Genomic DNA, 25,810 nt, shown 5'->3' on the forward strand with positions numbered 1-25,810 from the left:
CTATAATAAAATAAAAAAGAGTTTTTATGAAAATAAAAGAAAAGATAAAAAATAGTTCAACAAAACTTTATAATATTGCTTCTGAAAATGTATCAAAAGCCTTTGATTATCCAAGTTTAAAAAGTAAGGAATTAAAAGAAGCAATTGCAAAAAAGATAAGACAAAGGGCAATTTTAAGTACAAAAGCAAGGCTTGCAGAGAGAAATAAAAGCTTTGAAGATTATAGTGATGAAGAGTTAGAGATTATTATTAGTGATGAAGAAAGAAAAATCAAAGATGATTTAAAAACAAAATCTTTAGTTGCTGCTTTGGCAATTTTAGGTTTAGATTTTTTAATATAAAGATAAAAAATGTTTAGACAAGTAAAATCTGCAGTTTTTTGGTATTATTTATATAAGTTTAGAAAAAGAGTTGTAATAATAGCTTTGCTTTTAATTGTAGCTTTATTTGCAAATGCTATTTATTCAGATGTAGTTGAATATTTAAAATTAAAAGATAAATTGCAATATTTAGAAATTGCTTTATTTTCTAAATGGTTTATAATAATTTTTAATATAGTTTTTAGTGTATATTTAATTTTAACTTTATTTAAAAATAATAAAAAAGAAGAAAAAACAACTATAAAAAAAGATAATAAAAAAGAAAAAAAAGTGTCTAATATGGAAGATAAACTTAGCCAAAGAGAACAGGAGTTTTTAGAAAAAAAGAACCTAAAATCAAAAGCAGATTATTTACTAGATAGATAATAACTTAAAACTTATAAAAAGATATTTCTACAAAATTAATATATAAAATTACAAAAAAGTATAATTAAAAAATATTATAATTCTTAATAAATTACAATAGAACTAAAATAACTATACCAAGTATATAAAATGTAGTCTATATTTATAAAAATACGATAGTTTTATATAAAAATGATACTTTTCTAATACTATTTTTATATATTATTCAAAATCAAGTTTATTAAATTTACAGAGGTGATGTTAATTGGATAAAGAGATAATTTTGTCTAAAAATACAATGATTGTATCTGAAACAGATGCAAAGGGAATAATATTATATGCAAATAATGATTTTTGTAAAATTGCAGGATATTTAAAAGAAGAACTTATTGGACAACCTCATAATATTTTAAGACATTTTGATATGCCTAAAGTTGCATTTAAAGATTTATGGGATACTGTACATGCTGGAAAAACTTGGAATGGTATTGTGAAAAATCGCTGTAAAAATGGAGATTTTTATTGGGTAAATGCCACTGTTTATGGTATTGAAAAAAATGGTGAAAAAAGATATATTTCTGTAAGAGTAAAACCTACTAAACAAGAGGTTGATACTGCTGAAAAACTTTATATACAACTAAAAAAAGAAGAGAAATAATATGTTTGGTTCCAATAAAGATATAGATAAAATTGAACTTTTTTTAGACTCTTTAGAAAAGTTTATTTTAAATGAAACAAATAGTCTAACTCCTTTAGATAAAATTGAAAAAAAAAGATTTAAAGTTTTAGAAGAAAAAGTTTTAAGAATTGCAAAAATAATTGAAAATAAAAAACTTGAAGATTTGAAAATTTATGGAGAGATAATTCTTTCTTGTGAAAAAGTATCAGATGGGATTACTGATGATTTTATTGTTTCTAAATCTAATGATGCAAAAATTTCATACCTTTGTGAAACAATAAATGCAATGAATCAAAAACTTGATAATACTATGAATGAAGTTATTTTAAGATTACAAGAATATGAAAATCAAAACTATTTAAATGCAGTAGATACAACTTTATTTAGAGGTGGTAAGTTAAAAGAGTTACTTTTAGGTATTAATTCCCTAAGAGAAAAAATCACTTTAAATTTACAAAAAAGTGTTAGAGAATCTCTTGTTTTAAAATATGAATCTGATGTTTTAAGAAAAGAAGCTGATGTTCTTGCAACTTCTTCTATGAAACAAGCTACAACTATTGAAGAAGCTTCTGCTTCAATAGATGAAATAACTTCAAATATAAGTGAAAATAGAAAACTTACAAACTCTATGGCTCAAATAGGTGAAGAAGTAAAAAATTCTGCTTCAAAAGGAAAAACTTATGCTTCAAAAAGTTTAACTTCTATGGAAGAAATAGCAGAAGCAACAAAAAAAGCTTATGATGCTATAGGTTCTATTTCTGATATTGCTTTTCAAACAAATATTTTATCACTAAATGCTGCTGTTGAAGCTGCAACAGCAGGTGAAGCAGGGCGTGGTTTTGCAGTTGTTGCGCAAGAGGTGCGAAATCTTGCAAATAGAAGTGCAGATACAGCTAGAAATATCCAAGCACTTATGGATATTTTACAAGAAAAAACAAAAGAAGGTACATATACTTCTAATTTGATGAATGAGGAGTATGAAGTATTAAATAAAAATATAGAAGAGACTTTATCTTTAATTAATCAAGTTAATAATGCTACAAAAGAGCAAGAACTAAGTATTATTCAAATAAATAATGCAGTATCTCAAATAGATACCTTAACTCAACAAAATGCAGAAGTTGCAAATACTGTAAAAGAAATCGCAATACAAAGTAATAATATAGCAACACAAGCTGCAAAAACAGCAGAAAGTGCACAGTTTGAGGGTAAAGATAATATAAAAATAAGAAAAAGAGAAAGAATAGATAAATATAAAGGAGAAGAAAGAAGAGATAGATATTAACTCTTTTTTTTTCTTAAAGAAGTATATATTTTAATATTGATATAATTTCAACTTCTTAAATTTATATTCTTCTTTAAAATATAATATATACTTAAGAAAACTACTATTTGCGACCGTGGTGAAATTGGTAGACACGCCATCTTGAGGGGGTGGTGCCTTTGGGTGTACGAGTTCAAGTCTCGTCGGTCGCACCATTTTTTGACTTTTAGATTTTATATAAAATTAGGAAAATATTAAAAAAGATAATAAATGGAGATAATAAATAATACATCTGGCCTTTGCAAAGATATTAAAATAGTTAATAATGTAATTAACTCAAATACTATTAAAAATCATAAAGAACTATTAAAATCTCTTATTTCTATTAGTGATAAAGTTATTATTGCTTCACCATTTTTAATGGAAGATTTTGAAGATTTCTTTAAAGAAATAAATATAAAAAATGTTTATTTTGAGCTTATAACAACATGTATACCTAGAGGAAATGAGCAAATTATTAAACCTTTTCAATTAAATAATTTTGCTAAAACAATTAAATTATTTACAAATAAATGGCCAAAAATTCATTTAATGCAGTCATTGCATTCGAAAATTTATTTATTTTATAAAGATGATATTAGGTTATGTGGAATAGTTACATCTGCTAACTTTACTATTCGTGGATTAGTTAGTAATCACGAAACAGGAATAATAACAACATCAAGTCAAACAATAGAAACTTTAGAAAATGAATTATTATCAAGTATAGACTATGTTAGTTTATCAGAATATCAAATTAAACAACTTTGTGTAATTGCTGAAAAAATGAAAAATGAAAAAAGATTTGAATTTCAGAAAGATATTGATATTAGATTAGAAAAAAATATTGAAAAGTTATGTACTCCAAGTAAAGGTAATAAAAATATAAAATTAAAGGAAAATGCTCAATATTTTATTAAAGTATCAGGAGTTAAAGATAGGCCTATATTGCCAGCAGATAAAAGAAAAATCAATGAACCTCATACGGTCTTACATTTTGCAAGAGAACCTAAAAAAATAAAAAATGGAGATTGTTTATTGGAAGTTGCAGTAGGAGGAAAGTGTTTTTTAAGTTACTATACTAAAGCAAGTAATGTTTTTTTCAGAACAGAAAAAGAACAAGAAATAAATAAAGATTATAAAAGATGGCCATTTTATATTTATGCAAATAATTTGTCTCTTAATTTTGGTGAAAAATGGTTTGAAACTCCATTATATTATGAAGATGTAATAAAAGGTTTTAAAAATAAATTTCCAAATTGTTATATAACTTATGCAGGAGGAAACTCATTAAAAGGCGCAATACAATTAGGGAATAGTTATATTCAAGTAACTAAAGAATTTGGTGAATATGTAAAAGAAATAATAGATAACCAATAAGAGATAATATTTAATTTTGTTTAGAATTATTTCATAATTTAATATTATTAATAATTTTATAAATAAATAAATTAATTTAAAGATTTTATTGAATAGTTTATAAAGTTTAAAATATATAATTAAAGAGAAATTATTTTGTAATCTCTCTTCTTATATCTTTACTTAAAGTTGTAATAATTTCATAGCTTATGGTATTATGAATTTTTGCAAGATTTTTAACATTATCAAATATGCAAACTTCTTCTTCATTACTATTTAAAGTTAAAAAATCCATTGAAACTCTACCTAATACTTTAAAACCTTTTGGTGTTGTATAGTGTTGATTTTCATTTAATCTTAAAAATCCATCACCATAACCAATATCATATGTTGAGATACTTATATCTTTTTTAGAAGTATAAGTTCCTCCATAACCAACACTTTCCCCCTTTTTTAGTATCCTCGAAGATACTTTATTTGCCCATAAAGACATAATTGGTTTTAAATTAGGTAAAGTTTTACTATTTGTTTCAAGATAGCCATAAGTAGCAATACCCACTCTTACAAAGTCATCTTCTATACTTTTGTGTCTAAATAAAGCAGAAGAATTACAAGAATGAAAAGCAGGAAGCTTTATAGAAAACCTTTTGCAGATTTTTTTTACTTCTTCTTTTATCTTTGAAAAAAGTAAATTTTGTTGTTCAAAATCTTTGCTTAATATATTATCAGCGTTTTTATGATGAGTAAAAACTCCTGTTATATTTATGTTTTTTTCCACTAATTTAAAAAAAGTATCTTCTAATTGTTCTGGTAAAATACCATTTCTATGCATACCTGTATCTACTTTTATATGAACATTTATATTATTTGGCAAATCTTTTATTAATTCAAAACAATTTAAAGCAAAATGAAAATTATGATGAAAATTATTGAAGTTTTTATTTGAAAGAACTAAAATATAATCAAAATAATCTTTTATCTTAAGTGCTTCTTTGAAGTTCTTTACAACAGCTTTTTTTATGCCAAACTCTTTTAATAAACTAGAAATCTCTATAATTCCATGTCCATAAGCATTGTCTTTTAATACAATTGCAACTTTTTGTATTTTGCCAGCTTGTTTTAAAATTAGATTTAAATTATGAAATAAATTTTCTTTATGTAGTAAAATTTTTGCCATTTTTATTACCTTTTATTTAAATATCATAAGAATCTTCTCTTCTTATGATATTTTATTAAAATAGATATTTGTCTCTTTTTTAATTACTTTATATAATAAAAGCAATGCTATTAAGTTAGGAATAGCCATAAGCCCATTTGCCACATCAGAAAAATTCCATACTAATTTTAACTCAGCAATAGCACCTAGCATAATAAAACATAAAAATAAAAATCTATAAAATTTTACAGATTTTTCGCCAAAGGCATATTCAAAACCTTTTTCTCCAAAATATGACCAACCTAAAAGTGTAGAATAAGCAAAAAATATAGTTGTTATAAAAACTACAAAAGCACCAGTTCCTCCAAGAAAAAATTCAAAACTTTTTATAGTTAATATTCCAGCACTACCACCTTCTAACCAAATAGGAGACATTAAAATTATAATTGCAGTCATTGTACAAACAAATAAAGTATCTATAAGTGTTTGAAGCATAGAAACTAAAGCTTGTTTTACAGGTTCACTAGTTTTAGCAGCAGCTGCAACTATAGCACTTGAACCTAAACCAGCTTCATTTGAAAAAAGTCCTCTTGATACTCCCATTCTAATAGCTGCTACAACTGCTGCACCTGCAAATCCACCTGCTGCTGCAAAAGGAGAAAAAGCATATTTAAAAATTAGCTCAAAAGCAGTAGGTACTTTTTCAAAGTTTGTTATGATAATAAACATTGCAGTACAAACATAAATTAAAACCATTACAGGAGAAAAATATGATGTAAATTTACCAATTGATTTTATCCCTCCCATTAAAACCAAACCTGTTAATACAACCAAAATAATACCTGTACCCCAAGTTGGAATTTGTATTTGCTCTAATAAAATCGCAGAAACGGCATTTGATTGAGTCATATTTCCAACCCCAAATGAAGTAATAAAAGTTAAAATGGCAAAAATCATAGCAAGCATTGGCATATTTAAACCATTTTTTATATAATACATAGCTCCACCTTTATAGCCATTTATGCCTTTTTCTCTATATTTTACTGCTAAAATGGCTTCAGAATATTTTGTAGCCATACCAACCAAACCAGTAATCCACATCCAAAAAATAGCACCTGGTCCTCCCAATGCAATAGCCGTAGCTACGCCTACAATATTTCCCGTACCGACTGTTGCTCCTAATGAAAGCATTAATGCAGAAAAGTGTGAAATATCACCTTTTGCATCTTTATCTTTTGAAAAAAGAACTTTTAAAGCATGTCCTAAAGCTCTAATTTGTAAACCTCTTAATTGTATAGTTAAAAAAAGACCAACTCCCACAAGTAAAATTAGCATTGGTGGTCCCCAAACCAATGAAGAAAGTGAACTTAGAACATTATTAAGTGTTTCCATGATTTATCCTTGATAGAAGCTTGAAAATAATAAAATATCAATATTAGTTTCATTTTTTTTATTTATTGTAATTAGATCATTGATAATTTTTCCAATTGCAGGTGCAAAAGTAATTCCCAACCAACCTAAACCAGTTGCATAGACTAAGTTTTTATATGTTTTATCAAAACCAATTATTGGCATATCATTTATAGTTAAGGGCCTAAATCCAGCCCATTCTTCTATATTTTCTTTTTTAAAATCTTCTGTATATAAAGAAAGATTTTTATATATACTATTAATTTGTTTTTGCACTATATTTGGGTTTGTGGAGCCTATTTCAAGTTTTGAAGTTATTCTTACAGTATCTCGTCTTGGAGTCATTGCTATAAATAAATCAGCAAAAAGTGCGCAAGTTTTAGGTTTTTGTTCTTCTTGCATTGTAAAAGTTATACTATATCCTTTTGCAGGAGTCATTAAAAATCTATTTTGTGCTTGTTTTGCTAATGTATCATCAAAACCTGTTGAAAGAATATAAGTTTGAGCACTATATGAAGATTTTGAAGTATAAATTTTTGATATTTCATTATTTTCAAATTCAAGTTTAGTAACTTCTTCATTTAGTAAAAATTCAACATTATTTTTTTCTAAATATTTTTTTAATTCAACTACAAATTCTGTAGGGTCAAGATGCCCATTTTCTTTTAATAAAAAAGAGCCAATAACTTTATCATTTATAATTGGCATATATTCTTTTGTTTTTTCTTTTGAAAGAATTTCAACATTATGTGTATTTTTATATATTTGAAGTTTTTCATTAAAGTTTTTTTCTTCAGTATATACTAAAAGTAAACCATCTTCTTTAAAATAAAAATCCATACCATCATTTTCTAACATATCTTTGTAGATATTTAAGCTTAACTCTCCATATCTTTCAAATAGTGCTAAAGTTCTTTTAAGTCTTTCTTGTGTAGCACTAGCAGCAAACTTGTAAAGCCATTTATATAAATGCAAATCAAGACTTGGATGAATATTTACAGGTGATTGTCCCTTAATCATAAGTTTTAAAGTATCTAAAACTACTCCTGGATTACTTAAAGGAGCTTTTTTAAAAGCAGATAATAAACCAGCATTTCCAAAGGAAGCACCATCAGTTAGATTATTTTTATCTATTATTGTTATAGTTCTTCCACTTTTTTGTAAGCAGTATGCGCACATTAAACCAATCACTCCTCCACCTATGATAATAATATCTTTTTTCATAAAAGCTCCTATTAAAATATTTTATTTTTTTGCAATTGTTTCTATTTCAATTAAAGCCTCTTTTGGTAGTCTTGAAACTTCATAGGTTGTTCTTGCTGGAAAAGGGGGAGTAAAGTATTCATTATAAATTTTATTTACTATTTCAAAATCATCTAGATTTTTCAATAATATAGTAGTTTTTACTATATCTTTCATTTGTAAATTTGCTTCTTCTAAAATATATTTTATATTTTGTAAGGCTTGTCTAGTTTGACTAGCAATATCTTCTTTTATTAAAGAAGTATTACTATCAATAGGTAATTGTCCAGAGACAAATATAAATTCATCTTTTTCAACAGCTTGAGAATAAGGTCCAATTGCACTTGGTGCATTTTTAGAAAAAATCTCTTTCATAATTTTATCCTTTATTTTTTTATTTTATGCAGTATATAATAAAAAATTATCAATGTAAAGATTTTTTATCAAAAAAAATAAGATTTTTTATTATAAAAAACTTATCTTTACTTGACAATTACTCTCAAATCTTCTATAATTGGATATTTAATTTATAATATATAGGATTATTTATTTGAATAAAAATATTGAAAAATTTATTACAATTGCTGATTTCTTAAGTGAAGTATTAGGTCCTAATACGGAAATAGTATTACACAACTTAACAAATTATGAAAAATCAATAGTTCATATTATAAATGGACACATAAGTAATAGAAAAATTGGTGATTCTATTACAGATTTAGTTTTAGAGTTTATTGAAAATGAATCAAAAGGGAATCAACAATATGTATGTAATTATAATTCTAAAAATATAAATGGAAAACTTCTTTATTCTTCTACTTATTTTATTCGAGATGAAAACAATACAATTGTGGGGGCTTTATGCCTAAATTCTGATTATGAAAAAGTTGAAAAATCTTTATCTTTTCTTAGTTCTTTATTACCTAATTATGTAGAAAAAAAATCTTTGAAAACTGATATTAAAGAGAATTTAACTTCAAATCTTAAGGAATTAACTTTAAATAAAATAGATACAATTATTAATCAATTTGAAGTACCTGCTAATAGAATGACTACAAAAGAAAAAACAGAAGTAATTCAAACTTTAAATAGTTCAGGAATTTTTAATACAAGAGGAGCTGTTCAAAAGGTTGCTCAAAGGTTAAATATGTCTGAACCTTCTATTTATAGATATATAAATAAAATTAAAAAAAACAAAACTACTTAAATATATAAATTTTTTTCCCATATATAAGAACTAAAACAAATTATTTCTAAATTATCATATTTAGGTTTCCATTTCATTTTACTTTTAAGTTTTTTGGTATTTGAAATAAGAATTGCGGGATCACCTTCTCTTCTATGAGTATTTACAGTTTTTATATTTACTCCTGAAACCTTTTTCATTGTTTTAAGTACTTCTTTAACCGAGTACCCATGACCATAACCTACATTAAAGATGTCACTTGGATTTTCATCTAAGTAATCAATAGCTTTAATATGTGCATCTGCTAAATCATCCACATGAATATAATCTCTAACTCCTGTTCCATCATATGTGTTGTAGTCTGTACCAAAAATATTTACAACATCTCTTTTTAAGCTTGCACATTCCGATGCAATTTTAATTAAGTGAGTTGCTTCAGGAAATGATTGTCCAATTTGTGGTTTTAGATTTTCCTTTTCATAGTATATATCTGCTCCAGCTACATTAAAGTATCTAAATATAACATATTTTAAATCTTTATATACTCTAGCTGTATCTTGAATGATTTTTTCACTCATAAGTTTACTCATTCCATATGGATTAATAGGATTTGTTTCTAAGTTCTCTTCAATTCCCTTTTGTGAGATATTTATAGGATTTCCATAAACAGCAGCAGTGCTTGAAAAAATAAACTTTTTTACTCCATGTTCTGCAGCACATTTGATTAAATTTGTTGTATTATTAGTATTATTTAAATAATATTTAATTGGATTTTTAATACTTTCGTAAACAACTATACTAGCTGCAAAATGAAGCACAGTGCTAATATTGTTTGTAGAAAAAATATTTTCAATTTCTTCAAATTCTTTTAAATCTATTTTAATAAATTCAAAATCTCTTATAGTTTTTAACTTATCAAGTATTTCTATATTTCCTGTTGATAAATTATCAATAACAATAATCTCATTATTAGTTTCTTTTAATAATTGTTTTAGAACATGTGAACCAATATATCCTGCTCCACCAGTTATTAGTATTTTCATAAATAATTATTATTCCTCTATTTTAATAGGTTTGTATATATAAAATCATAGTTAATTATAATTCATTTTATATAAAAAAGAGACAATTTTACTTTGTTTAAACTTTATTTTCACTTCATAGAATAATAGAATAGAATTTTTTATTATTTTTAAATAAATAAATAGTTATTTATTATACACTTTTATTATATTTTAATGAAAATAATATTAGTATAATTGCCTTTTTAAAATATAAAATAATGTATAAGGTTTTTATTTGCTAATACTTGGAGAGAAATACAATTTATCTAAAAAAGAGTTTAATGAATTGGAATATAATTTTGAAAAAATTTATAAAATAAATATTTTTGAAAATAATTTTGATGATTTGAAATGCAAAGTTTTAGAGTATGTAAATAAAAATCCTTCTAATATAATAGTACTTAATTTTGATGAAGAGATTTCTACAAAACTATTTGAGTACTTAAAAAAATTAAACTATTCTCATATTGAATTTTATACTTATTCTAAGTTTTTATCAAAGTTTTTCAATAGATGCCATTTGGAATATTATAATGACAATTTTACTTTATATGAACAAACACAATCTAATTTATTTAATCGCTTTTTAAAAAGGGCATTTGATATTTTATTTTCTATCTTTGCTATAATTTTACTTATTCCTGTGTATATATTGATTTTTTTACTTATTAAGATAAAGTCTCCAGGTGCTCCTGCTGTTTTTGCACATAAAAGAATAGGCAAAGATGGTAAATTTATAAAAGTTTATAAGTTTAGAACAATGGTTCCTAATGCTGATAATATTTTAAAAGATTGGTTAAATAATCATCCTAATATAAAAGAAGAATTTGAAAAAGATTTTAAATTAAAAGATGACCCTAGAATTATTCCAGGTATTGGAGAAACTTTAAGAAAATTAAGTATTGATGAACTTCCGCAGTTTTTTAATGCTTTTCTAGGAGATTTATCTATTGTTGGTCCACGACCTATTGTAGAAGAAGAACTTCCAAAATATGGAAAAAACGTTGTAAAGTTATATAGTGTTAAACCAGGAATAACTGGTTTATGGCAAGTAAGTGGAAGAAATAATATTACTTATGAACAAAGAGTTGCTTTAGATATGAAATATATTGATTCTCAATCATTATTAAAAGATATAAAAATTATTTTTAAAACTGTATTTGTTATTTTATTTAAAAATGATACTTACTAATATTTTGTAAAAAGGTTTAAAATGCAACAAAATGAATATATTGAGAATAAAGATATAATTGATTTAAAAAAGATTTTTAAAATAATATATAAAAATATAAGATTTGTATTGTTATTTACAAGTTTTGTAGTTATTGTTGCAATTATTTATATATTTATAAAAAAACCTATATATCAAGTTGAATCAAATATACAAATAGGGCATATAGAAAATAATTTAATAGCACGACCTGAAGTATTATCAAAAAATGTGCAATTATATTTTAAAGTTAAAGATACTGAGCAAAATAGTAAATCATATGTTTCTGAACTTACAAAAATTAGACCTTTTGAGATAATGAATTTTATAACAATACAAACACAAGCCTATACAAATGAAGAAGCATTGAAAAAAAATCAAGAAGTTGTTTATTATATACAAAATTTATATCAAGATAAAATTGAACAATATAAAACAAGTATAAAAACTCAAATTGAAATTAATAAAGCTAAAATTATTGCAATTGAAAAATTTCAAAAACAGGATTTACAAGAACAAATTGAAATACTAAAAAAAGAAAAAAGTAGTTTAATAGATGCAAAACTATTAGATAATACTTTTCTTGAGGATAGAAAAAGAACTCTAAAAATAGAAGTTCTAAATAAATTGCAATATCAATTAAATATAGAACTATTTGATAAAAAACAAAAACTGGAAAAAGAAATACAAAATTTAAATTTTCAATTATCAGAACAAAATATAAAAAACTCTGAAATTGTTGGAGGATATTTAATTTCTGACAAACCAATAAAGCCTAAAAAATTATTAATTATTCTAATCTCATTAATAATTGGATTTATATTAGCATTATTGATTGTTTTTATTAAAGAATATATGTTTTCAAACAAAGCTATAGATAATAAAAAGATTTAATATGGAAGTAATAATACTAGCAGGAGGATTTGGAACAAGACTACAAAGTGTTGTAAAAGATATACCAAAACCTATGGCAGATATAAATGGATATCCTTTTTTAAAATATGTTTTTGATTATTTATCAAAGTATAATATAACAAAAGTGATTTTAAGTGTAGGATATAAACAGGAAATTATAAAAGAATATTTTGAGACTTCTTATAAAAATATTAATATAGTTTATTCTACTGAAAATAATCCTTTAGGTACAGGAGGAGCTATAAAAAAAGCATTGAATTATTGCACAAATAGTAATACAATAGTGCTAAATGGAGATACCTTTTGTAATATTCAATTAGATGAATTTGTAAATAATTCTATAAAAGATAGTGATATGAGTATGGTTATAAAGAAAATGAAAAAATTTGATAGATATGGTAGTGTAGAAATCAAAGATAATAAAGTAATAAATTTTAAAGAAAAAATGTATTATAAAGAAGCATTTATAAATGCAGGTATTTATCTAATAAAAAACAAAATATTTGATAGTTATACCTTGCCAACAAATTTCTCTTTTGAAGAATTTTTAGAAAAAAATATCAGAAACCTTAATATTTATTCTTATAAAGAAGAAGATAATTATTTTATAGATATTGGAATTCCAGCAGATTATGAAAAAGCAAAAAATGATTTTAAGGATATATTTTGATTATCTCTAGGACACCCCATAGAATATCTTTTTTTGGTGGAGGCACTGATTATCCTGCATATTATAATGAATATGGTGGAAAAACTTTAGGTGTTGCAATAAATAAATATTCATATTTAAATGTAAGAAAATTACCACCTTTTTTTATGCATAAGCATAGAATTGTATATTCAAAACAAGAAAATGTATGTAATATTAATGATATACAACATCCAAGTGTAAGAGAAACATTAAAATATTTTAATGTAGATTATGGCTTAAGTATTCATCATGATGGAGATATTCCTGCAAGAAGTGGAATGGGAAGTAGTTCTGCATTTACAGTTGGTCTTGTAAATAGTTTAAATGCTTTAGAAGGAAGAATGTCTTCTAAAAGTGAACTTACTAAAAAAGCAATATATATTGAGCAAAATCTAATAAAAGAAAATGTTGGTAGTCAAGATCAAACTTTTGCAGCTTATGGAGGATTTAATTTAATTAATTTTTTACAAAATGGAGAAATTAGTGTAAATCCTATTATTTTAAATAAACAAAGAGTTGCAACTTTTCAAAACAATATAATGTTATTTTTTAGTGGATTATCAAGAACTGCATCTGAAGTTGTAGAAGAACAAATAAAAAATACACAAATAAATGTTCCAAATTTAAATAAAATTAAAACTCTTGTAGATGATGCTTATAGAATTTTAATTGATGAAAAAAGAGATTTAAGAGAATTTGGTGAGTTACTAAATTATACTTGGCAACTTAAAAAAAAGCTTTCTAGTAAAATATCAAATGATGAAATTGATAATATGTATGATAAAGCTTTAAAAGCTGGTGCGATTGGTGGAAAACTACTTGGTGCTGGAGGTGGCGGTTTTATGGTTTTTTACGTGGAACAAAAAAATCAGCAAAAAGTGTTAAATGCATTAAATGGTTATTTGCATATACCATTTAATTTTGATTTTGATGGATCAAAAATCATAGTATATGAGCCAAATTATAAGGAAAAATAAAATGAATTATGAATTAGCGTATTCAACATTTGATGAAAAAGAAAGAAATGCTATGTACAAGATAATCCAAAGTGATATGTTTACAATGGGTAAAAATGTAAAAGCTTTTGAAGAAGAATTTGCATTATTTTTTGGTAAAAAATATGCAGTAATGGTAAATTCAGGTAGTTCTGCAAATTTAGTAGGTGTAGCTTCTTTATTTTATAAAAAAGAAAATCCTTTAAATAGAGGTGATGAGGTGATTGTTCCTTGTATTTCATGGGCCACTACATATCACCCTTTACAGCAATATGGATTAAAGTTAAAATTTGTAGATATTGATTTAGAAACACTAAATTATGATATAGAGGAATTAAAAAAAGCAATTACTCCTAATACAAAGATGATAGTTACTGTTTCTATATTAGGAAATCCAAATTATTATGATGAAATAGAAAAAGTTTGCGAAGAAAATAATATTATACTATTTGATGATAATTGTGAAGCAATGGGTGCTAAATATAATGGAAAATTTACTGGTACAAGTGGATTAATTAATACTTATTCTACTTTCTTTTCACATCATATTTCTACTATGGAAGGTGGATTGATTTTAACAGATGATTATGAAATATATTGTTTATGTAAATCTTTAAGAAATCATGGATGGACAAGAGATCAAGAACCTGATAGTCCTATTTACGAAAAAAAAGGCGATGATTTTTTTGAAGCATACAGATTTATATTACCTGGATATAATGTAAGACCAGGTGAGCTTCAAGGAGCCATAGGCTTGGAGCAAATAAAAAAGTTACCAGATATGCTTATACAAAGAAGAAAAAATGCCCAATATTTTGTATCTAAGTTTAAAGATGATAAAAGATTTATTATTCAAAAAGAAGTTGGAGAAAGTAGTTGGTTTGCATTTACTCTAATTATTAGTCCAAATAGTAATCTAAAGAGAGATAGTGTTTTTATGGCTCTTAAAAAAGCTGAAATTGGTTATAGAATAATTACAGGTGGAAATTTCTTAGAGCATGATGTTATAAAATATTTTGATTATGAAGTTACAAAATCAGAAAATGCAAGTTATGCACATAATTATGGATTTTTTGTAGGAAATTCACCACAAGATATGACAAAAGAAATAGATTTACTATACAAAACATTGAAGGATTTATAAAATGAATTATAATATTTTAGTTACAGGAGGAGCTGGATATTTAGGTTCAATACTAGTTCCTGAATTATTAAAACTTGGTCATAAAGTTACAGTATTAGATACATTTATATTTGGTCAAAACTCTTTGGCAGATGTTTGTTTTATGGATAATTTTAATGTTGTAAGAGGAGATGCTAGAGATGTTAATCTTTTAAAAAAGCTTACAAAAGATATTGATATTGTAATACCTTTAGCAGCATTAGTTGGAGCTCCATTATGTAATAGAGATGAAATTGGAACAATAACAATTAACAGAGATGCTATTGAAACATTATGTAAAGTATTATCAAAAGAGCAAAGAATACTTATGCCTGTAACAAATAGTGGATATGGTATAGGACAAGATGGCGTGTATTGTACAGAAGAGACACCTTTAAATCCTATTTCAACTTATGGAAAGACAAAAGTTGAAGCTGAAGAAATAATTTTGCAAAGAGAAAATTCTATTAGTTTTAGATTAGCAACTGTATTTGGTATGAGTCCAAGAATGAGATTAGATTTACTTGTAAATGATTTTACTTATAGAGCGGTAAAAGATGGGTTTATAGTTATATTTGAAGGTCACTTTAAAAGAAATTATATACATATTAGAGATGTAGCAAGAGCTTTTATTCATGGTATTGATAATTTTGATAAAATGAAAGGAGAGGCTTATAATGTTGGTCTTTCTGATGCAAATCTTTCAAAATTAGAACTTTGTGCAAAAATAAAAGAACATATTCCAAACTTTACAATTATGGAAGCTGAAATTGGAAAAGATCCTGACCAAAGAAATTACATTGTTTCAAATGACAAAATAGAAGCAACAGGATTTTACCCACAATTTAGTCTTGATATGGGTATAAAAGAACTTATTAAAGGCTATACGATTATTAATAATAGTAAATTTAGTAATGTTTAATACTGAAAGTAACATATATGTAGCAGGACATACGGGTCTTTTAGGTTCTGCAATAGTTAAAAAATTAAAAGAAAATGGATATAAAAATATTATTACTAAAACACATAAAGAATTAGAATTAACAGATAAATTAGCTGTTAATCACTTCTTTAGTGAAAATAAAATTGAATATATTTTTTTATGTGCAGGAAAAGTAGGTGGTATAATAGGTAATAAAACCAATCCTGCTTTATATTTACATCAAAACCTTATTATACAAGATACTATATTTGAAATGGCAGTAAAATATAATGTTAAGAATGTAGTTTTTTATGGTTCTTCTTGTACTTATCCTAAAATTTGTCCTCAGCCTATAAAAGAAGAATATTGGCTTACCGGAGCTATTGAAGAGACAAGTATGGGATATGCAGCAGCAAAAATCGCTGGAATAATTGCTTGTAAATCATACAATATACAATATAATACAAATAGATTTATTTGTGTTATCCCAAATTCAATGTATGGACCAAATGATAATTTTGATTTAGAAAATTCTCATGTTTTTTCAGCACTTATTCGAAAATTCCATGAAGCTAAACAAAGAGATGATAAATCAATTACACTATGGGGAAGTGGTACTCCAAAACGTGAGTTTATTTTTAGTGAAGATGTTGCTGATGCTTCTATTTTTTTAGTAAAAAATTCTAATAATTTAGAAAATAATTTTTATAATCTTGGAACAGGTGTAGATTATTCTATAAAAGAACTTGCAAAGAATATTGCAAAAATTGTTGAATTTGATGGTGAAATACTTTGGGATACAACTAAACCAGATGGAACACCTAGAAAACTTTTGGATAGTTCAAGATTTTTATCTTTAGGATGGAAGCCTAAAATAAATTTTGAAGAAGGTTTAAAAATTACTTACAATTGGTACAAGGATACTTATGCAAATACTTGAAACTTTAAAAGAAAAATCTAAATTTATAAGAATTGAAACTTTAAAAATTCATAAATTAGCTCCTGAAACAAGAGTCTCTTCTTCTTTATCTCCTATTGAAATCTTTGTTTGTTTATATTATGGAAATATTATAAACTTTAATGCAAAAAATCCTGAAGATGAAAATAGAGATAGATTTATTATTTCAAAAGGTCATGGCTCAATTTCAATGTATCCTTTACTTGCTGATTTAGGTTTTTTTGATAAAGATGAGTTAAAAAATGTTTGTAAAGACAATACTTTTTTAGGAGCTATTCCTGATCCTATAATACCAGGTTATGAAACAATAAATGGTTCTTTAGGACATGGTTTGGGAGTTGGTTGTGGTATGGCTTTGGGTTTAAAATTAAAACAAAAAGAAAAAAATGTAATAGTTTTAACAGGTGATGGAGAACTTAATGAAGGTTCTAATTGGGAAGCCATAATGTTTGCACCACAACATAATTTAGATAATCTTACTTTAATCATAGATTATAATAAAGTTTCAATGTTAGATTTTAGTAAAAATATTATTGATTTGAACTCTTTAAATAAAAAATTTGAAGCTTTTAATTGGGATGTATATGAAATAGAAGATGGTCATAATGTAAAAGAAGTATATACTACTTTAAATAGTGCCATAAAAAAAAGAAATGCTAAACCAAAAGTAGTAATAGTAAATACTATAAAAGGTAAAGGTGTGCCTTTTCTTGAAACTCACTCTTTAAGTCATATATTATCTATAAAACCTGAAGATATTGATAATCTTATTATGGAGATAGAAAATGCAAAATAAAGCAATGAGAGATGTTTTTTTAGAAACTTTATATAAAGAAATGAAAACTAATAAAAAGATTTTTTTTGTAGCTGCAGATTTTGGCTCTCCTGTATTAGATAAAATACGAGAAGATTATCCTAATAGATTTATAAATGTTGGAATTGCAGAACAAAATTTAGTAAATGTATCTACAGGTCTAGCTTTAGAAGGATTTATTGTTTATGCATATGCAATTGCACCTTTTATTACAATGAGATGTTTTGAACAAATAAGAGTTAATATTGCTATTCTTTCTCAATTAAAACCAATGAATATAAATTTTATAGGTGTTGGTGCAGGAGTGAGTTATACTATGAGTGGACCAACTCATCATTGTTTAGAAGATTTATCAATTATGAATACTTTACCTAATATGGAAGTTTTTTCTCCTGCTGATTATATAACTGCTGAAGCTTATGTAAAAAGGTCTTTAAATATTAAAAAACCCAAATATATAAGATTAGATGCTAAACCAATGATAGCAATAGAGAAAAAAATAAATAATTTTGATAAAGGTTTTAGAGTTTTAAAAGAGGGTAATCATATAGCTATTATCTCCACTGGATATATGACTCAAAAAGTTATTGAAATTGTAGAAAAATATAATATAAAAGTTATTGATTTATATATAATTAATAATTATGATAAAGTATCTCTTAAAAAAGAGTTAGAAGAAGTAGCAACAATTATAACTATTGAAGAAGGTTTTAAAAATAGTGGTGGAGTTGATGCTGAAATAAATTTTAACTTTAAAGATGATAAAAAGATTATAAATTTAGGTTTTGAAAAAAAATATACTTTTGAAATAGGGGATAGAGAATTTGTACACTCTAAAAATGGGATTGGAAAAGAAGATTTAATTAATATAATTAATAAAATTGTAGAATGAAAAAATCAATAGTTAAAATAACATTTGTACAATTATTATTACTATTAATACCAATAACAGTAAATATATATTTATTAAGAATAATATCTTTAGATGTATATGGGCAATTTATATTTTATCAATCTGTATTTAATTTTTTATCAATTTTAATTAATTCAGGGTTAGCAAATGACTCTTTAAGAGATTTGTCGTTTCATTATGGTAAAGAGAAATTTATAATAAAATTAAATGAATATATTAGTGCAAAACTCTTTTATTTAGGACTTTCTATAATATTTTGTCTAATAGTGTCTTTAAATAATAATTTTAATAATATTTTATTTTACGTATCCTTTACTTATCTTTTTTATTTTTTCTTTGACTTTATGATTTTATATCAAGTAATGGATAAAATAGGTACGAATTTAAATATAAATTTAGTATCTTTTTTATTTACAGTTTGTGGTTTATTTCTTTTTGTACAAAATGATAGTGATATTATATATGTTCCTTTAATTGCAACTATTCCTTTTATAATAATTAATTTTCTAGTATTAAGTCTTATTTTAAAAAAGAATTCTTTTTTCTTTAAATTTAATATTTCTTTATTAATTTGTAAAATAAAAAACAATTTAAAAATTATGGTATCAAATATAATTAGTGCTATTGTAACAAAAGGTATTTTTATATTTATTGGGATATTTTTAGATATGAGAGCTGTGGCTGTCTATTCTGTATTAGACCAAATAGTAAGAGCTCCTTTGATATTTATAAATAGGTATAGTTCATTATTTACGCCAAAAATTACATCTAAGATATTATTAAATGATTTAGTTGGGGTTAAACTTTTATTTTCTAAGATATTTATGAGTGTTTTATTATTATCAATATCTACAATAATAATATTAATGCAATTATCTGATTTTATATTACCTTTCTTTTTAAAAGAAAACTATAATGAAACTATTAAAACACTTTTTTTTATAATGCTTTTATGCATACCTTTAATATCTCTAAGTTCATTGTGTTCAGTGCAATATCATATTAATTTACACAATGAATATTTAATTTTTAGATATTCATTATTTTTATTGTTTTTAGGTTTTCCTTTAATTTTACTATTTATGTATCTATTTCAAATTTATGGTTTAATTATATGTTATATAACTATCGAATTTTTAGTAACATTGTATTTTTTTATAAAATTAGAATTTAATCCAATAAGAGTATTTTATGAGTATATCCATGTTAAATAAAAAATATAATATTCTTCTTCTTTTTTTTATGTTTTCAAGTATATTTATACAAATTCCTATAATTGTATTAGCAAATGGTATTTCTAGTATAAAGTCATATCATATTGTTATACCTATTTTATTTTTAATTATTTTAATTAGATTAAAAATAGTATTTTTTAAAAATGATGTTTTTTTATTTTTTTTATTTTCTTTAATGTCAGCTATTATCAATGGTTTTATCTTTGGTTTTAATATGCTAGCTGCTCAAGCTTTATTTTGTATATTGACATATTATATGGCTATAAATATAGCCTATTATATAAAATTAACTGATTATTATAAAATTTTAAAAATTATTACAATAGTTTTTGTTTTAGCTGTTATTATAAAAAGTTTTTATTATTATGAAGCTTTATCTATGGTATATGATACTAGGCAAGCTACACTTTCTATTCCCTTTTGGTTAGTTGGAGGGGGACATAATTTAGAAGTAACATATATTGCTTTTTTAGCAATATTTTTTATAAAAAGAAAAGCTATATTTTATATATTACTTACTATTGTTGCATTTTTTTCTATAATATATTTATCAAGAATTGGTATGATAGAAGCAGTTATGCTACTATTTTTTAGATTAACTCTTAATATGTCTAAAAAAAAGATATTTATAGTTATTTGTTGTATTTTTCTTGTTTTTTTACTTTTAATACTTAATATTAATTTTGAAAATTCAAGCTTATTAGATAGATTTATTAATATATCTAAGGAATTACAAAATACAAAAGAAGGTAGAGGAATGTTATGGTTTGCTGCTTTTGAATTATTACAATCTAATTTAAATGGATATGGAATTGGTAATTCTATTTTAATGGCAGAAGATATTCTAAATAGAAATTTTATAGAAAATAACTTTCATAATTTATATTTACAATACCTTTTGGATTTAGGTATATTACCACTTTTAGTCTATTTATACCTAATATTAAAAAGAGCTATTTCTTCTAAAATAAAAGAATTTAAAATATTTTTTATACTATTTATTATGATATCTTTTGTTCAATTTACAGGTTATGATGTAGTCTTTTGGTTTTTCTTAGGATTACATGATGCAATAAATAGAAAACTTTATTTACAAAAAAACCAAAAGGAGGTTTTAACTTGAAAACTATACCTGTTAGTGTTATTATATCAACATACAAAGGAAATAAGGCATTATATTTAAAAGAATCATTAGATAGTTTAAATAATCAAAGTGTAATTGCAAGTGAGATTATATTAATTATAGATGGACCAATAGATAGTGAACAGATGAATATAATAAAAGATTTTAAGTATGCTGGAAACTTTCGATATTATCAACTAGAAGAAAATAAAGGATTAGCCTATTGTATGAATTTAGCCTTAACTTATAGTACAAATGAAATAGTAGCTAGGATGGATGCTGATGATATATGTTTTTTTAATAGATTTGAAAAAGAGTATAATAAATTAAAAGGTAATAAGAATTTGGTTTGTTGTTCTTGGCATGCAGAGTTCACAACTAGTATAAATAATATTACAGCTTTAAAAAAAACACCAGAATTTGATAAAGATATTAGGAAATCTATAAAAATTAGAAATATTATATCTCATCCTACTATTATGTTATATAAAGATATTTTTATAAAAAATGGTGGCTATAATGAAAAAGTAGGTATGCTAGAAGATTATGAGTTACATTTAAGATTACTTAACAATGAAGTAAACTATTATTGTATTCAAGAGCCTTTAGTATATGTAAGAACAGATGAAAATCAATACTCAAGACGAGGTGGCCTAAAATACTTAATAAATGAGTATAAATTTAGATATATGTGTTATAAAGAAAAATATATTTCATTGAAAAATCTTTTTATAACTATAATAATATATACCTTTCTTAGGATGTTTCCAGCTAAGCATAAACATCTTCTTTATAGATTTGTTAGAACTAATAAATAAAAATAATAAAATTTTGTATTATGACACTTTTATACACAGAAGAAAAGAGATAATAAATGCTACAAATCAGCTAATAGAAATTTCTTCTTCTATTTCTATATTAAAAAGCTTAAGACCCTGTACATTAAGCTTTTTTAATACTCCATATAACTTGTACTAAGATTTTTATATTCATAAGATTGAGCCGGTATAAGTTTTTGCATATGTATAGTTTCCCAAATACCTTTTTCTTCATAAGTGATTTCAAATCCCATCTTTTTCCAAAAACTAAAACCTCCATCTAAAAAATAATGAGTATGTAAATAAAGCTTTTGGTAGTTCTTTTTTAAAGCAAATAGAGTTGCTAAATTAAAAAGTTTTGAAGCAATTTTGTATCTTCTATATTTTTTTAAAATATAACATCTTCCAATTTCTGCAAGATTTTCATTTTTATAATACTTTTTTAAAACTTCTATTCTATTATCATATGCAGATATACTAATGGAACCAACTATTTCATCTTTTTCATTTAATGCTACAAAAAAAGCATTATTTTTATCTTTTATCAGTTTATCTAGTTTTAAAGCTAAAACTTTATATTGTTTAGTTGTAATACGGGTAGAATAATTACTATAGCACTCTTGCATAATAAAAGTTTTTGCTTTTAATGTTAAAGCCTTATCAACTTGTTTAAAAGTTATATTTTCTATCATTTTTTTCCTTTATATGTGAATAACAGCTTGTATCAAAGCTTTTGTATAAAAATGTTTTGCATTTTTAAGATTATTTATATTTAAAGTCTCAACAATATTTCCTTTATATAAAACTGCAATTTCTTCACATAAAGCACTTGCACTCTCTAAATCATGGGTAATAAAAAAGTATGTAAGATTTTTTTCTTTTTGTAATTTTTTAAGAAGTTTTATAATTTGAGTTTGAGTATAAATATCTAAAGCATTTAATGCTTCATCTAAAATCAAGATTTGAGGGTTTGAAAGTAAAGCTCTTGCTATACATACTCTTTGCACTTGACCTCCACTTAATTCATGTATATAGGAGTTAAGTACCCAACTAGGTAGCTCGACTTGTGTTAAAAGTTCTTCTATTTGTTTTAAAGTTATTTGCTGTTTTTTTTGCCAATAAGGCTCTTGTAAAGCTTCTATTATTTTAAAGTTAGGATTTATTGAGCTTCTATAGTCTTGAAAAACTATACTAATTGCACTTTTATTCTCTTTTAGCCAACTTTTTAGTTTTTTATTTTCTATATAAATTTCTCCAAAACTAGCTTCTTCAAGGGCCAAAATAAGCCTACCTAAAGTACTTTTCCCACTACCACTTTCTCCTACAAGTGCTAATGCTATACCTTTTTTTACTTCCAAATTAATATTTTTCAAAACCTCTTTTTGCTTATAATTTTTAGAAAGATTAGTTATTTTAAGCATGATAAAAACCTTTGTGAAAGTTCTTTTCTTGTTTTTATTAGATGTTTTGTGTATTCGCTTTGGGGATTATTGAAAATAGTCTCACATTGATTGTATTCTATACTTTTTCCTTTCTTTATTACTAAAATTTTATTTGCAAGTTTTGAAACTAAAGCTAAATCATGTGAAATAAAAATAAGAGTTTTATTTTTTAGATTTTTAAAGATTTCAAGGAGTTTTCTTTGCGTAATTACATCTAAAGAAGAAGTGGGTTCATCTGCAATTATTAAAGGAGTGTCTTGTGCCAAAGCTATGGCTATCATTACTCTTTGCAATTGTCCTCCACTTAACTCATTTGGATAACTTTCAAATACTTTTTTACTATCTTTTATATCCATTTTTTCTAACCAACTAAGAGCAATTTCTTTAGCTTTTTTTTTATTTTTTTCTTCTAGGCTTTCTAATATTTGTGCACCTATTTTATACATAGGATCAAAGGCATTTATTGCTTCTTGTAATATAACAGCTATTTTTTTACCTCTTATATTGCAAGAGCTATTTAAAATCTCTTGCTTTTCTAGAAGAATATTTCCTTTTGCATTTAAATTTGAAGGTGTTAAATTTAAAATAGTTTTACAAAGTAAAGATTTTCCACTTCCACTTTCTCCTATTATTCCTAAAACTTCTCCTTTTTTTAATTCGAAATTTATATTTTCTAATAATAAGAGTTTTTTATTTGTGATATTTAGATTTTTTATTACTAAAAAACTCATACTCGTTCCTTTTTGTAAAATTTAGGGTCTAAAGTATCTCTTATACTATCTCCTAAAAAATTAAATATTACAACAATTATAAGAATAGTAAGACCTGGAGCTACCATTTGTAAAGGGGCAATACTCATTACATTTTTAGCTTCATTTAGCATCATTCCCCATTCCGGTGTTGGAGCTTGAATACCAAGCCCTAAAAAAGATAAAGCTGAAATACTTAAAATTACTCCACCTATATTTAGTGTTGCAAGAAGTGCAATATCACATAAAATTAAAGGTAAAAGATGGTTTTTTAGTATTAAATAAGATGGTGTTCCCAAAACTTTTGAATATAAAATAAAATTTTCATTTTTATATTTTAAACAAAAAGTATAAATCATACGAGTATGCCAAGGAACTTTTGAAATAATATTAGCAATAATAATATTTTCTATTCCTGCTCCTAGTATTCCTACAATAGCTAACATCATAAGCTCACTTGGAAAAGAAAGCATTAGGTCGCATAGCCTCAAAATAGGTGTTTCTAATCTTTTAAAAAAGCTTGCTAGAAGTCCACAAACTAAACCTAATAATATAGTAATAAACATAGCAAAAATAGCTAGAAAAAAAGTTGTTCTTATAGCAAAAATGAGTCTTGAAGCAATACATCTTCCCAGATGGTCACTACCTAAAGGATAATTAGTACTCCAAGGTGCAAATTTCTCATTTAAATTTGGTAAAAGTGGGTCATGTGGTGCAAAATAGGGTGCAAAAAGTCCCAAAATAATGATAAATAATATTATAAAAATACATACTAAAGAGATAGGGTCTTTAATTATTTTATAAAAAAAATTTCTCATCTAACTTCTTTTAATCTTGGATCTGTTAGTTTTATATATGCATCTGTAATAAAGTTAAAAAATATAAATAAAACAGCCATAAAAAGTACATAAGCTTGAATTATTGGGTAATCCCTATTAAAAATAGCTTCAATACAAAGCCTTCCTAAGCCAGGTAACCCAAAAATATTTTCAACAATTACTGTTCCTGCTAAAAGTTTAGGAATACTCATTGCTAAAGCCACCAAAAAAGTAGGTAAAGCATTTTTAATTTGATGTTTTAAAATAAGAACTTTTTTTAAACCTCTTGCTTTTGCATAGTAAATAAACATAGTTTCTCTATTTTCTATTAAACTATTTCTTATCAATCGAACAAAAGTAGCTGTATTATGAAAAGCTAAAGTAATAGAGGGCAAGATAATGCTACTAAATGATTCAAAACCTCCTGTTGGAAATAAATTAAAATGCAAAGCAAAAATCCATATAAGTAGTAGTCCCAACCAAAAACTTGGAGTTGCCATAGAAACAAAAGTTATTGCTCTTAAGATTTTATCAAATAAACTTCCTTCAAATATAGCACATAAGATACCAAAGCTTAAACCTAAACTAATTATTAAAAAAAGTGAAAATAAACTTAAATAAAAAGTAGTAGGAAGAGCTTTTAGAAGCTCTTCATTTACAGAAGTTTTAGTAATATAACTTATTCCAAAATCTGCTTTTGATATATCTTTTAACCAATCAAAATATCTAATAAAAAGAGGTTTATCTAGTCCTAACTCTTCTCTCATTTGCTTTATTGCTTCATTTGTTGGTACTACATCATTTACTCTTAAAGCAACTTCAGCAGGATCATTTGGACTTAAATTTACCAAAATAAAACAAACTAATGAAATGGCAATTAAAAATATAAAAAAAAGAAAAAGTTGTTTTAAAAAGCTCATT

General features: G+C 24.6%; 28 protein-coding genes and 1 tRNA gene. 19 read left to right on the forward strand and 10 right to left on the reverse strand.

Features of this window, described 5'->3' with window-relative positions:
* Window positions 1-26: 26 nt before the first annotated feature.
* From AMYT_RS03445 to AMYT_RS03470, 6 genes are all read left to right on the forward strand, one after another.
* Entirely contained in the window at window positions 27-341 is a 315-nt protein-coding gene (locus tag AMYT_RS03445) for a hypothetical protein (protein WP_114841162.1), read from the forward strand.
* A 9-nt stretch (window positions 342-350) separates the two neighbouring features.
* Complete coding sequence (locus tag AMYT_RS03450) at window positions 351-746, forward strand: hypothetical protein (protein ID WP_114841163.1); 396 nt, start codon at window positions 351-353, stop codon at window positions 744-746.
* A 244-nt stretch (window positions 747-990) separates the two neighbouring features.
* Window positions 991-1,383, forward strand: a complete 393-nt coding sequence (locus AMYT_RS03455) for a PAS domain-containing protein (protein WP_228197888.1) — start codon at window positions 991-993, stop codon at window positions 1,381-1,383.
* A 1-nt stretch (window position 1,384) separates the two neighbouring features.
* A complete protein-coding gene (locus tag AMYT_RS03460) occupies window positions 1,385-2,689 on the forward strand; it encodes a methyl-accepting chemotaxis protein (protein WP_114841164.1) in 1,305 nt (434 codons plus the stop codon).
* A 109-nt stretch (window positions 2,690-2,798) separates the two neighbouring features.
* Window positions 2,799-2,883: transfer RNA gene (locus AMYT_RS03465), tRNA-Leu, on the forward strand.
* 55 nt (window positions 2,884-2,938) lie between these two features.
* A complete protein-coding gene (locus tag AMYT_RS03470; RefSeq protein WP_114841165.1) occupies window positions 2,939-4,087 on the forward strand; it encodes a phospholipase D family protein in 1,149 nt (382 codons plus the stop codon).
* 130 nt (window positions 4,088-4,217) lie between these two features.
* Here AMYT_RS03470 and AMYT_RS03475 read toward each other — a convergent pair whose 3' ends face one another.
* Genes AMYT_RS03475 through AMYT_RS03490 form a run of 4 tightly spaced genes read right to left on the reverse strand, consistent with a single transcriptional unit; the run spans window position 4,218 to window position 8,249 of the window.
* Window positions 4,218-5,243: an alanine racemase gene (locus tag AMYT_RS03475; RefSeq protein WP_114841166.1), complete on the reverse strand. Its 1,026-nt coding sequence runs from the start codon at window positions 5,241-5,243 to the stop codon at window positions 4,218-4,220.
* 42 nt (window positions 5,244-5,285) lie between these two features.
* Window positions 5,286-6,614, reverse strand: coding sequence for an alanine/glycine:cation symporter family protein (locus AMYT_RS03480; RefSeq protein WP_114841167.1), 1,329 nt, complete (start codon window positions 6,612-6,614; stop codon window positions 5,286-5,288).
* Between the two features lie 3 nt (window positions 6,615-6,617).
* Window positions 6,618-7,856, reverse strand: coding sequence for an NAD(P)/FAD-dependent oxidoreductase (locus AMYT_RS03485; RefSeq protein ID WP_114841168.1), 1,239 nt, complete (start codon window positions 7,854-7,856; stop codon window positions 6,618-6,620).
* A 21-nt stretch (window positions 7,857-7,877) separates the two neighbouring features.
* Window positions 7,878-8,249, reverse strand: coding sequence for a RidA family protein (locus AMYT_RS03490; protein ID WP_114841169.1), 372 nt, complete (start codon window positions 8,247-8,249; stop codon window positions 7,878-7,880).
* A 175-nt stretch (window positions 8,250-8,424) separates the two neighbouring features.
* Here AMYT_RS03490 and AMYT_RS03495 point away from each other — a divergent pair, with 175 nt between their 5' ends.
* Window positions 8,425-9,081: a helix-turn-helix transcriptional regulator gene (locus AMYT_RS03495; protein WP_114841170.1), complete on the forward strand. Its 657-nt coding sequence runs from the start codon at window positions 8,425-8,427 to the stop codon at window positions 9,079-9,081.
* Here the strand turns inward: AMYT_RS03495 and galE are convergent.
* Window positions 9,078-10,103, reverse strand: a complete 1,026-nt coding sequence (galE, locus tag AMYT_RS03500) for a UDP-glucose 4-epimerase GalE (protein ID WP_114841171.1) — start codon at window positions 10,101-10,103, stop codon at window positions 9,078-9,080. The genes AMYT_RS03495 and galE overlap by 4 nt on opposite strands.
* A gap of 256 nt (window positions 10,104-10,359) precedes the next feature.
* Here galE and AMYT_RS03505 point away from each other — a divergent pair, with 256 nt between their 5' ends.
* From AMYT_RS03505 to AMYT_RS03560, 12 genes are read left to right on the forward strand one after another with little or no spacing between them, the layout of a single operon-like run.
* Window positions 10,360-11,316, forward strand: a complete 957-nt coding sequence (locus AMYT_RS03505; RefSeq protein ID WP_196779632.1) for a sugar transferase — start codon at window positions 10,360-10,362, stop codon at window positions 11,314-11,316.
* Between the two features lie 21 nt (window positions 11,317-11,337).
* A complete protein-coding gene (locus AMYT_RS03510) occupies window positions 11,338-12,228 on the forward strand; it encodes a GNVR domain-containing protein (protein WP_114841172.1) in 891 nt (296 codons plus the stop codon).
* Between the two features lies 1 nt (window position 12,229).
* Window positions 12,230-12,919: a nucleotidyltransferase family protein gene (locus tag AMYT_RS03515; protein ID WP_114841173.1), complete on the forward strand. Its 690-nt coding sequence runs from the start codon at window positions 12,230-12,232 to the stop codon at window positions 12,917-12,919.
* Complete coding sequence (locus AMYT_RS03520) at window positions 12,916-13,917, forward strand: GHMP family kinase ATP-binding protein (protein WP_114841174.1); 1,002 nt, start codon at window positions 12,916-12,918, stop codon at window positions 13,915-13,917. The genes AMYT_RS03515 and AMYT_RS03520 overlap by 4 nt, the downstream gene beginning before the upstream one ends.
* 1 nt (window position 13,918) lies before the next feature.
* Window positions 13,919-15,079, forward strand: a complete 1,161-nt coding sequence (locus tag AMYT_RS03525; RefSeq protein WP_114841175.1) for a DegT/DnrJ/EryC1/StrS family aminotransferase — start codon at window positions 13,919-13,921, stop codon at window positions 15,077-15,079.
* A 1-nt stretch (window position 15,080) separates the two neighbouring features.
* Complete coding sequence (locus AMYT_RS03530) at window positions 15,081-16,019, forward strand: NAD-dependent epimerase/dehydratase family protein (RefSeq protein WP_114841176.1); 939 nt, start codon at window positions 15,081-15,083, stop codon at window positions 16,017-16,019.
* Window positions 16,012-16,959, forward strand: a complete 948-nt coding sequence (locus AMYT_RS03535) for a GDP-L-fucose synthase family protein (RefSeq protein WP_114841177.1) — start codon at window positions 16,012-16,014, stop codon at window positions 16,957-16,959. Before AMYT_RS03530 ends, AMYT_RS03535 begins: the two co-directional genes overlap by 8 nt.
* Window positions 16,946-17,773, forward strand: coding sequence for a transketolase (locus AMYT_RS03540; RefSeq protein WP_114841178.1), 828 nt, complete (start codon window positions 16,946-16,948; stop codon window positions 17,771-17,773). Before AMYT_RS03535 ends, AMYT_RS03540 begins: the two co-directional genes overlap by 14 nt.
* The gene (locus AMYT_RS03545) at window positions 17,763-18,683 is read left to right on the forward strand and encodes a transketolase family protein (RefSeq protein WP_114841179.1); all 921 of its coding nucleotides are present in this window, start codon (window positions 17,763-17,765) and stop codon (window positions 18,681-18,683) included. The genes AMYT_RS03540 and AMYT_RS03545 overlap by 11 nt, the downstream gene beginning before the upstream one ends.
* Window positions 18,680-19,918 carry an oligosaccharide flippase family protein gene (locus AMYT_RS03550; RefSeq protein ID WP_114841180.1) on the forward strand — a complete coding sequence of 413 codons (1,239 nt, stop codon included), beginning with the start codon at window positions 18,680-18,682 and terminating at the stop codon, window positions 19,916-19,918. Before AMYT_RS03545 ends, AMYT_RS03550 begins: the two co-directional genes overlap by 4 nt.
* Window positions 19,896-21,062, forward strand: a complete 1,167-nt coding sequence (locus AMYT_RS03555; RefSeq protein WP_114841181.1) for an O-antigen ligase family protein — start codon at window positions 19,896-19,898, stop codon at window positions 21,060-21,062. The genes AMYT_RS03550 and AMYT_RS03555 overlap by 23 nt, the downstream gene beginning before the upstream one ends.
* Window positions 21,059-21,880 (forward strand): glycosyltransferase, encoded by an 822-nt coding sequence (locus tag AMYT_RS03560; protein ID WP_114841182.1) that lies wholly within the window; start codon window positions 21,059-21,061, stop codon window positions 21,878-21,880. The genes AMYT_RS03555 and AMYT_RS03560 overlap by 4 nt, the downstream gene beginning before the upstream one ends.
* 134 nt (window positions 21,881-22,014) lie before the next feature.
* Here the strand turns inward: AMYT_RS03560 and AMYT_RS03565 are convergent, their stop codons facing one another.
* Genes AMYT_RS03565 through opp1B form a run of 5 tightly spaced genes read right to left on the reverse strand, consistent with a single transcriptional unit; the run spans window position 22,015 to window position 25,809 of the window.
* The gene (locus AMYT_RS03565; protein ID WP_114841183.1) at window positions 22,015-22,572 is read right to left on the reverse strand and encodes a GNAT family N-acetyltransferase; all 558 of its coding nucleotides are present in this window, start codon (window positions 22,570-22,572) and stop codon (window positions 22,015-22,017) included.
* 9 nt (window positions 22,573-22,581) lie between these two features.
* Entirely contained in the window at window positions 22,582-23,301 is a 720-nt protein-coding gene (locus AMYT_RS03570; RefSeq protein WP_114841184.1) for an ABC transporter ATP-binding protein, read from the reverse strand.
* Window positions 23,289-24,053 carry an ATP-binding cassette domain-containing protein gene (locus tag AMYT_RS03575; RefSeq protein ID WP_114841185.1) on the reverse strand — a complete coding sequence of 255 codons (765 nt, stop codon included), beginning with the start codon at window positions 24,051-24,053 and terminating at the stop codon, window positions 23,289-23,291. The genes AMYT_RS03570 and AMYT_RS03575 overlap by 13 nt, the downstream gene beginning before the upstream one ends.
* Window positions 24,050-24,889 (reverse strand): nickel/cobalt ABC transporter permease, encoded by an 840-nt coding sequence (gene opp1C, locus AMYT_RS03580; RefSeq protein ID WP_114841186.1) that lies wholly within the window; start codon window positions 24,887-24,889, stop codon window positions 24,050-24,052. The genes AMYT_RS03575 and opp1C overlap by 4 nt, the downstream gene beginning before the upstream one ends.
* Window positions 24,886-25,809, reverse strand: a complete 924-nt coding sequence (opp1B, locus tag AMYT_RS03585) for a nickel/cobalt ABC transporter permease (RefSeq protein WP_114841187.1) — start codon at window positions 25,807-25,809, stop codon at window positions 24,886-24,888. The genes opp1C and opp1B overlap by 4 nt, the downstream gene beginning before the upstream one ends.
* Between the last annotated feature and the right edge of the window lies 1 nt (window position 25,810).

It is taken from the genome of Malaciobacter mytili LMG 24559, assembly GCF_003346775.1.
Classification (GTDB): domain Bacteria; phylum Campylobacterota; class Campylobacteria; order Campylobacterales; family Arcobacteraceae; genus Malaciobacter; species Malaciobacter mytili.

Bases quoted from the DNA above. Each gene is read 5' to 3' on its own strand.
- AMYT_RS03445 (WP_114841162.1), top strand. From the start codon at position 27: ATGAAAATAAAAGAAAAGATAAAAAATAGTTCAACAAAACTTTATAAT.
- AMYT_RS03450 (WP_114841163.1), top strand. From the start codon at position 351: ATGTTTAGACAAGTAAAATCTGCAGTTTTTTGGTATTATTTATATAAG.
- AMYT_RS03460 (WP_114841164.1), top strand. From the start codon at position 1,385: ATGTTTGGTTCCAATAAAGATATAGATAAAATTGAACTTTTTTTAGAC.
- AMYT_RS03470 (WP_114841165.1), top strand. From the start codon at position 2,939: ATGGAGATAATAAATAATACATCTGGCCTTTGCAAAGATATTAAAATA.
- AMYT_RS03475 (WP_114841166.1), bottom strand. From the start codon at position 5,243: ATGGCAAAAATTTTACTACATAAAGAAAATTTATTTCATAATTTAAAT.
- AMYT_RS03480 (WP_114841167.1), bottom strand. From the start codon at position 6,614: ATGGAAACACTTAATAATGTTCTAAGTTCACTTTCTTCATTGGTTTGG.
- AMYT_RS03485 (WP_114841168.1), bottom strand. From the start codon at position 7,856: ATGAAAAAAGATATTATTATCATAGGTGGAGGAGTGATTGGTTTAATG.
- AMYT_RS03490 (WP_114841169.1), bottom strand. From the start codon at position 8,249: ATGAAAGAGATTTTTTCTAAAAATGCACCAAGTGCAATTGGACCTTAT.
- galE (WP_114841171.1), bottom strand. From the start codon at position 10,103: ATGAAAATACTAATAACTGGTGGAGCAGGATATATTGGTTCACATGTT.
- AMYT_RS03510 (WP_114841172.1), top strand. From the start codon at position 11,338: ATGCAACAAAATGAATATATTGAGAATAAAGATATAATTGATTTAAAA.
- AMYT_RS03515 (WP_114841173.1), top strand. From the start codon at position 12,230: ATGGAAGTAATAATACTAGCAGGAGGATTTGGAACAAGACTACAAAGT.
- AMYT_RS03525 (WP_114841175.1), top strand. From the start codon at position 13,919: ATGAATTATGAATTAGCGTATTCAACATTTGATGAAAAAGAAAGAAAT.
- AMYT_RS03530 (WP_114841176.1), top strand. From the start codon at position 15,081: ATGAATTATAATATTTTAGTTACAGGAGGAGCTGGATATTTAGGTTCA.
- AMYT_RS03535 (WP_114841177.1), top strand. From the start codon at position 16,012: ATGTTTAATACTGAAAGTAACATATATGTAGCAGGACATACGGGTCTT.
- AMYT_RS03540 (WP_114841178.1), top strand. From the start codon at position 16,946: ATGCAAATACTTGAAACTTTAAAAGAAAAATCTAAATTTATAAGAATT.
- AMYT_RS03545 (WP_114841179.1), top strand. From the start codon at position 17,763: ATGCAAAATAAAGCAATGAGAGATGTTTTTTTAGAAACTTTATATAAA.
- AMYT_RS03550 (WP_114841180.1), top strand. From the start codon at position 18,680: ATGAAAAAATCAATAGTTAAAATAACATTTGTACAATTATTATTACTA.
- AMYT_RS03555 (WP_114841181.1), top strand. From the start codon at position 19,896: ATGAGTATATCCATGTTAAATAAAAAATATAATATTCTTCTTCTTTTT.
- AMYT_RS03565 (WP_114841183.1), bottom strand. From the start codon at position 22,572: ATGATAGAAAATATAACTTTTAAACAAGTTGATAAGGCTTTAACATTA.
- AMYT_RS03570 (WP_114841184.1), bottom strand. From the start codon at position 23,301: ATGCTTAAAATAACTAATCTTTCTAAAAATTATAAGCAAAAAGAGGTT.
- AMYT_RS03575 (WP_114841185.1), bottom strand. From the start codon at position 24,053: ATGAGTTTTTTAGTAATAAAAAATCTAAATATCACAAATAAAAAACTC.
- opp1C (WP_114841186.1), bottom strand. From the start codon at position 24,889: ATGAGAAATTTTTTTTATAAAATAATTAAAGACCCTATCTCTTTAGTA.
- opp1B (WP_114841187.1), bottom strand. From the start codon at position 25,809: ATGAGCTTTTTAAAACAACTTTTTCTTTTTTTTATATTTTTAATTGCC.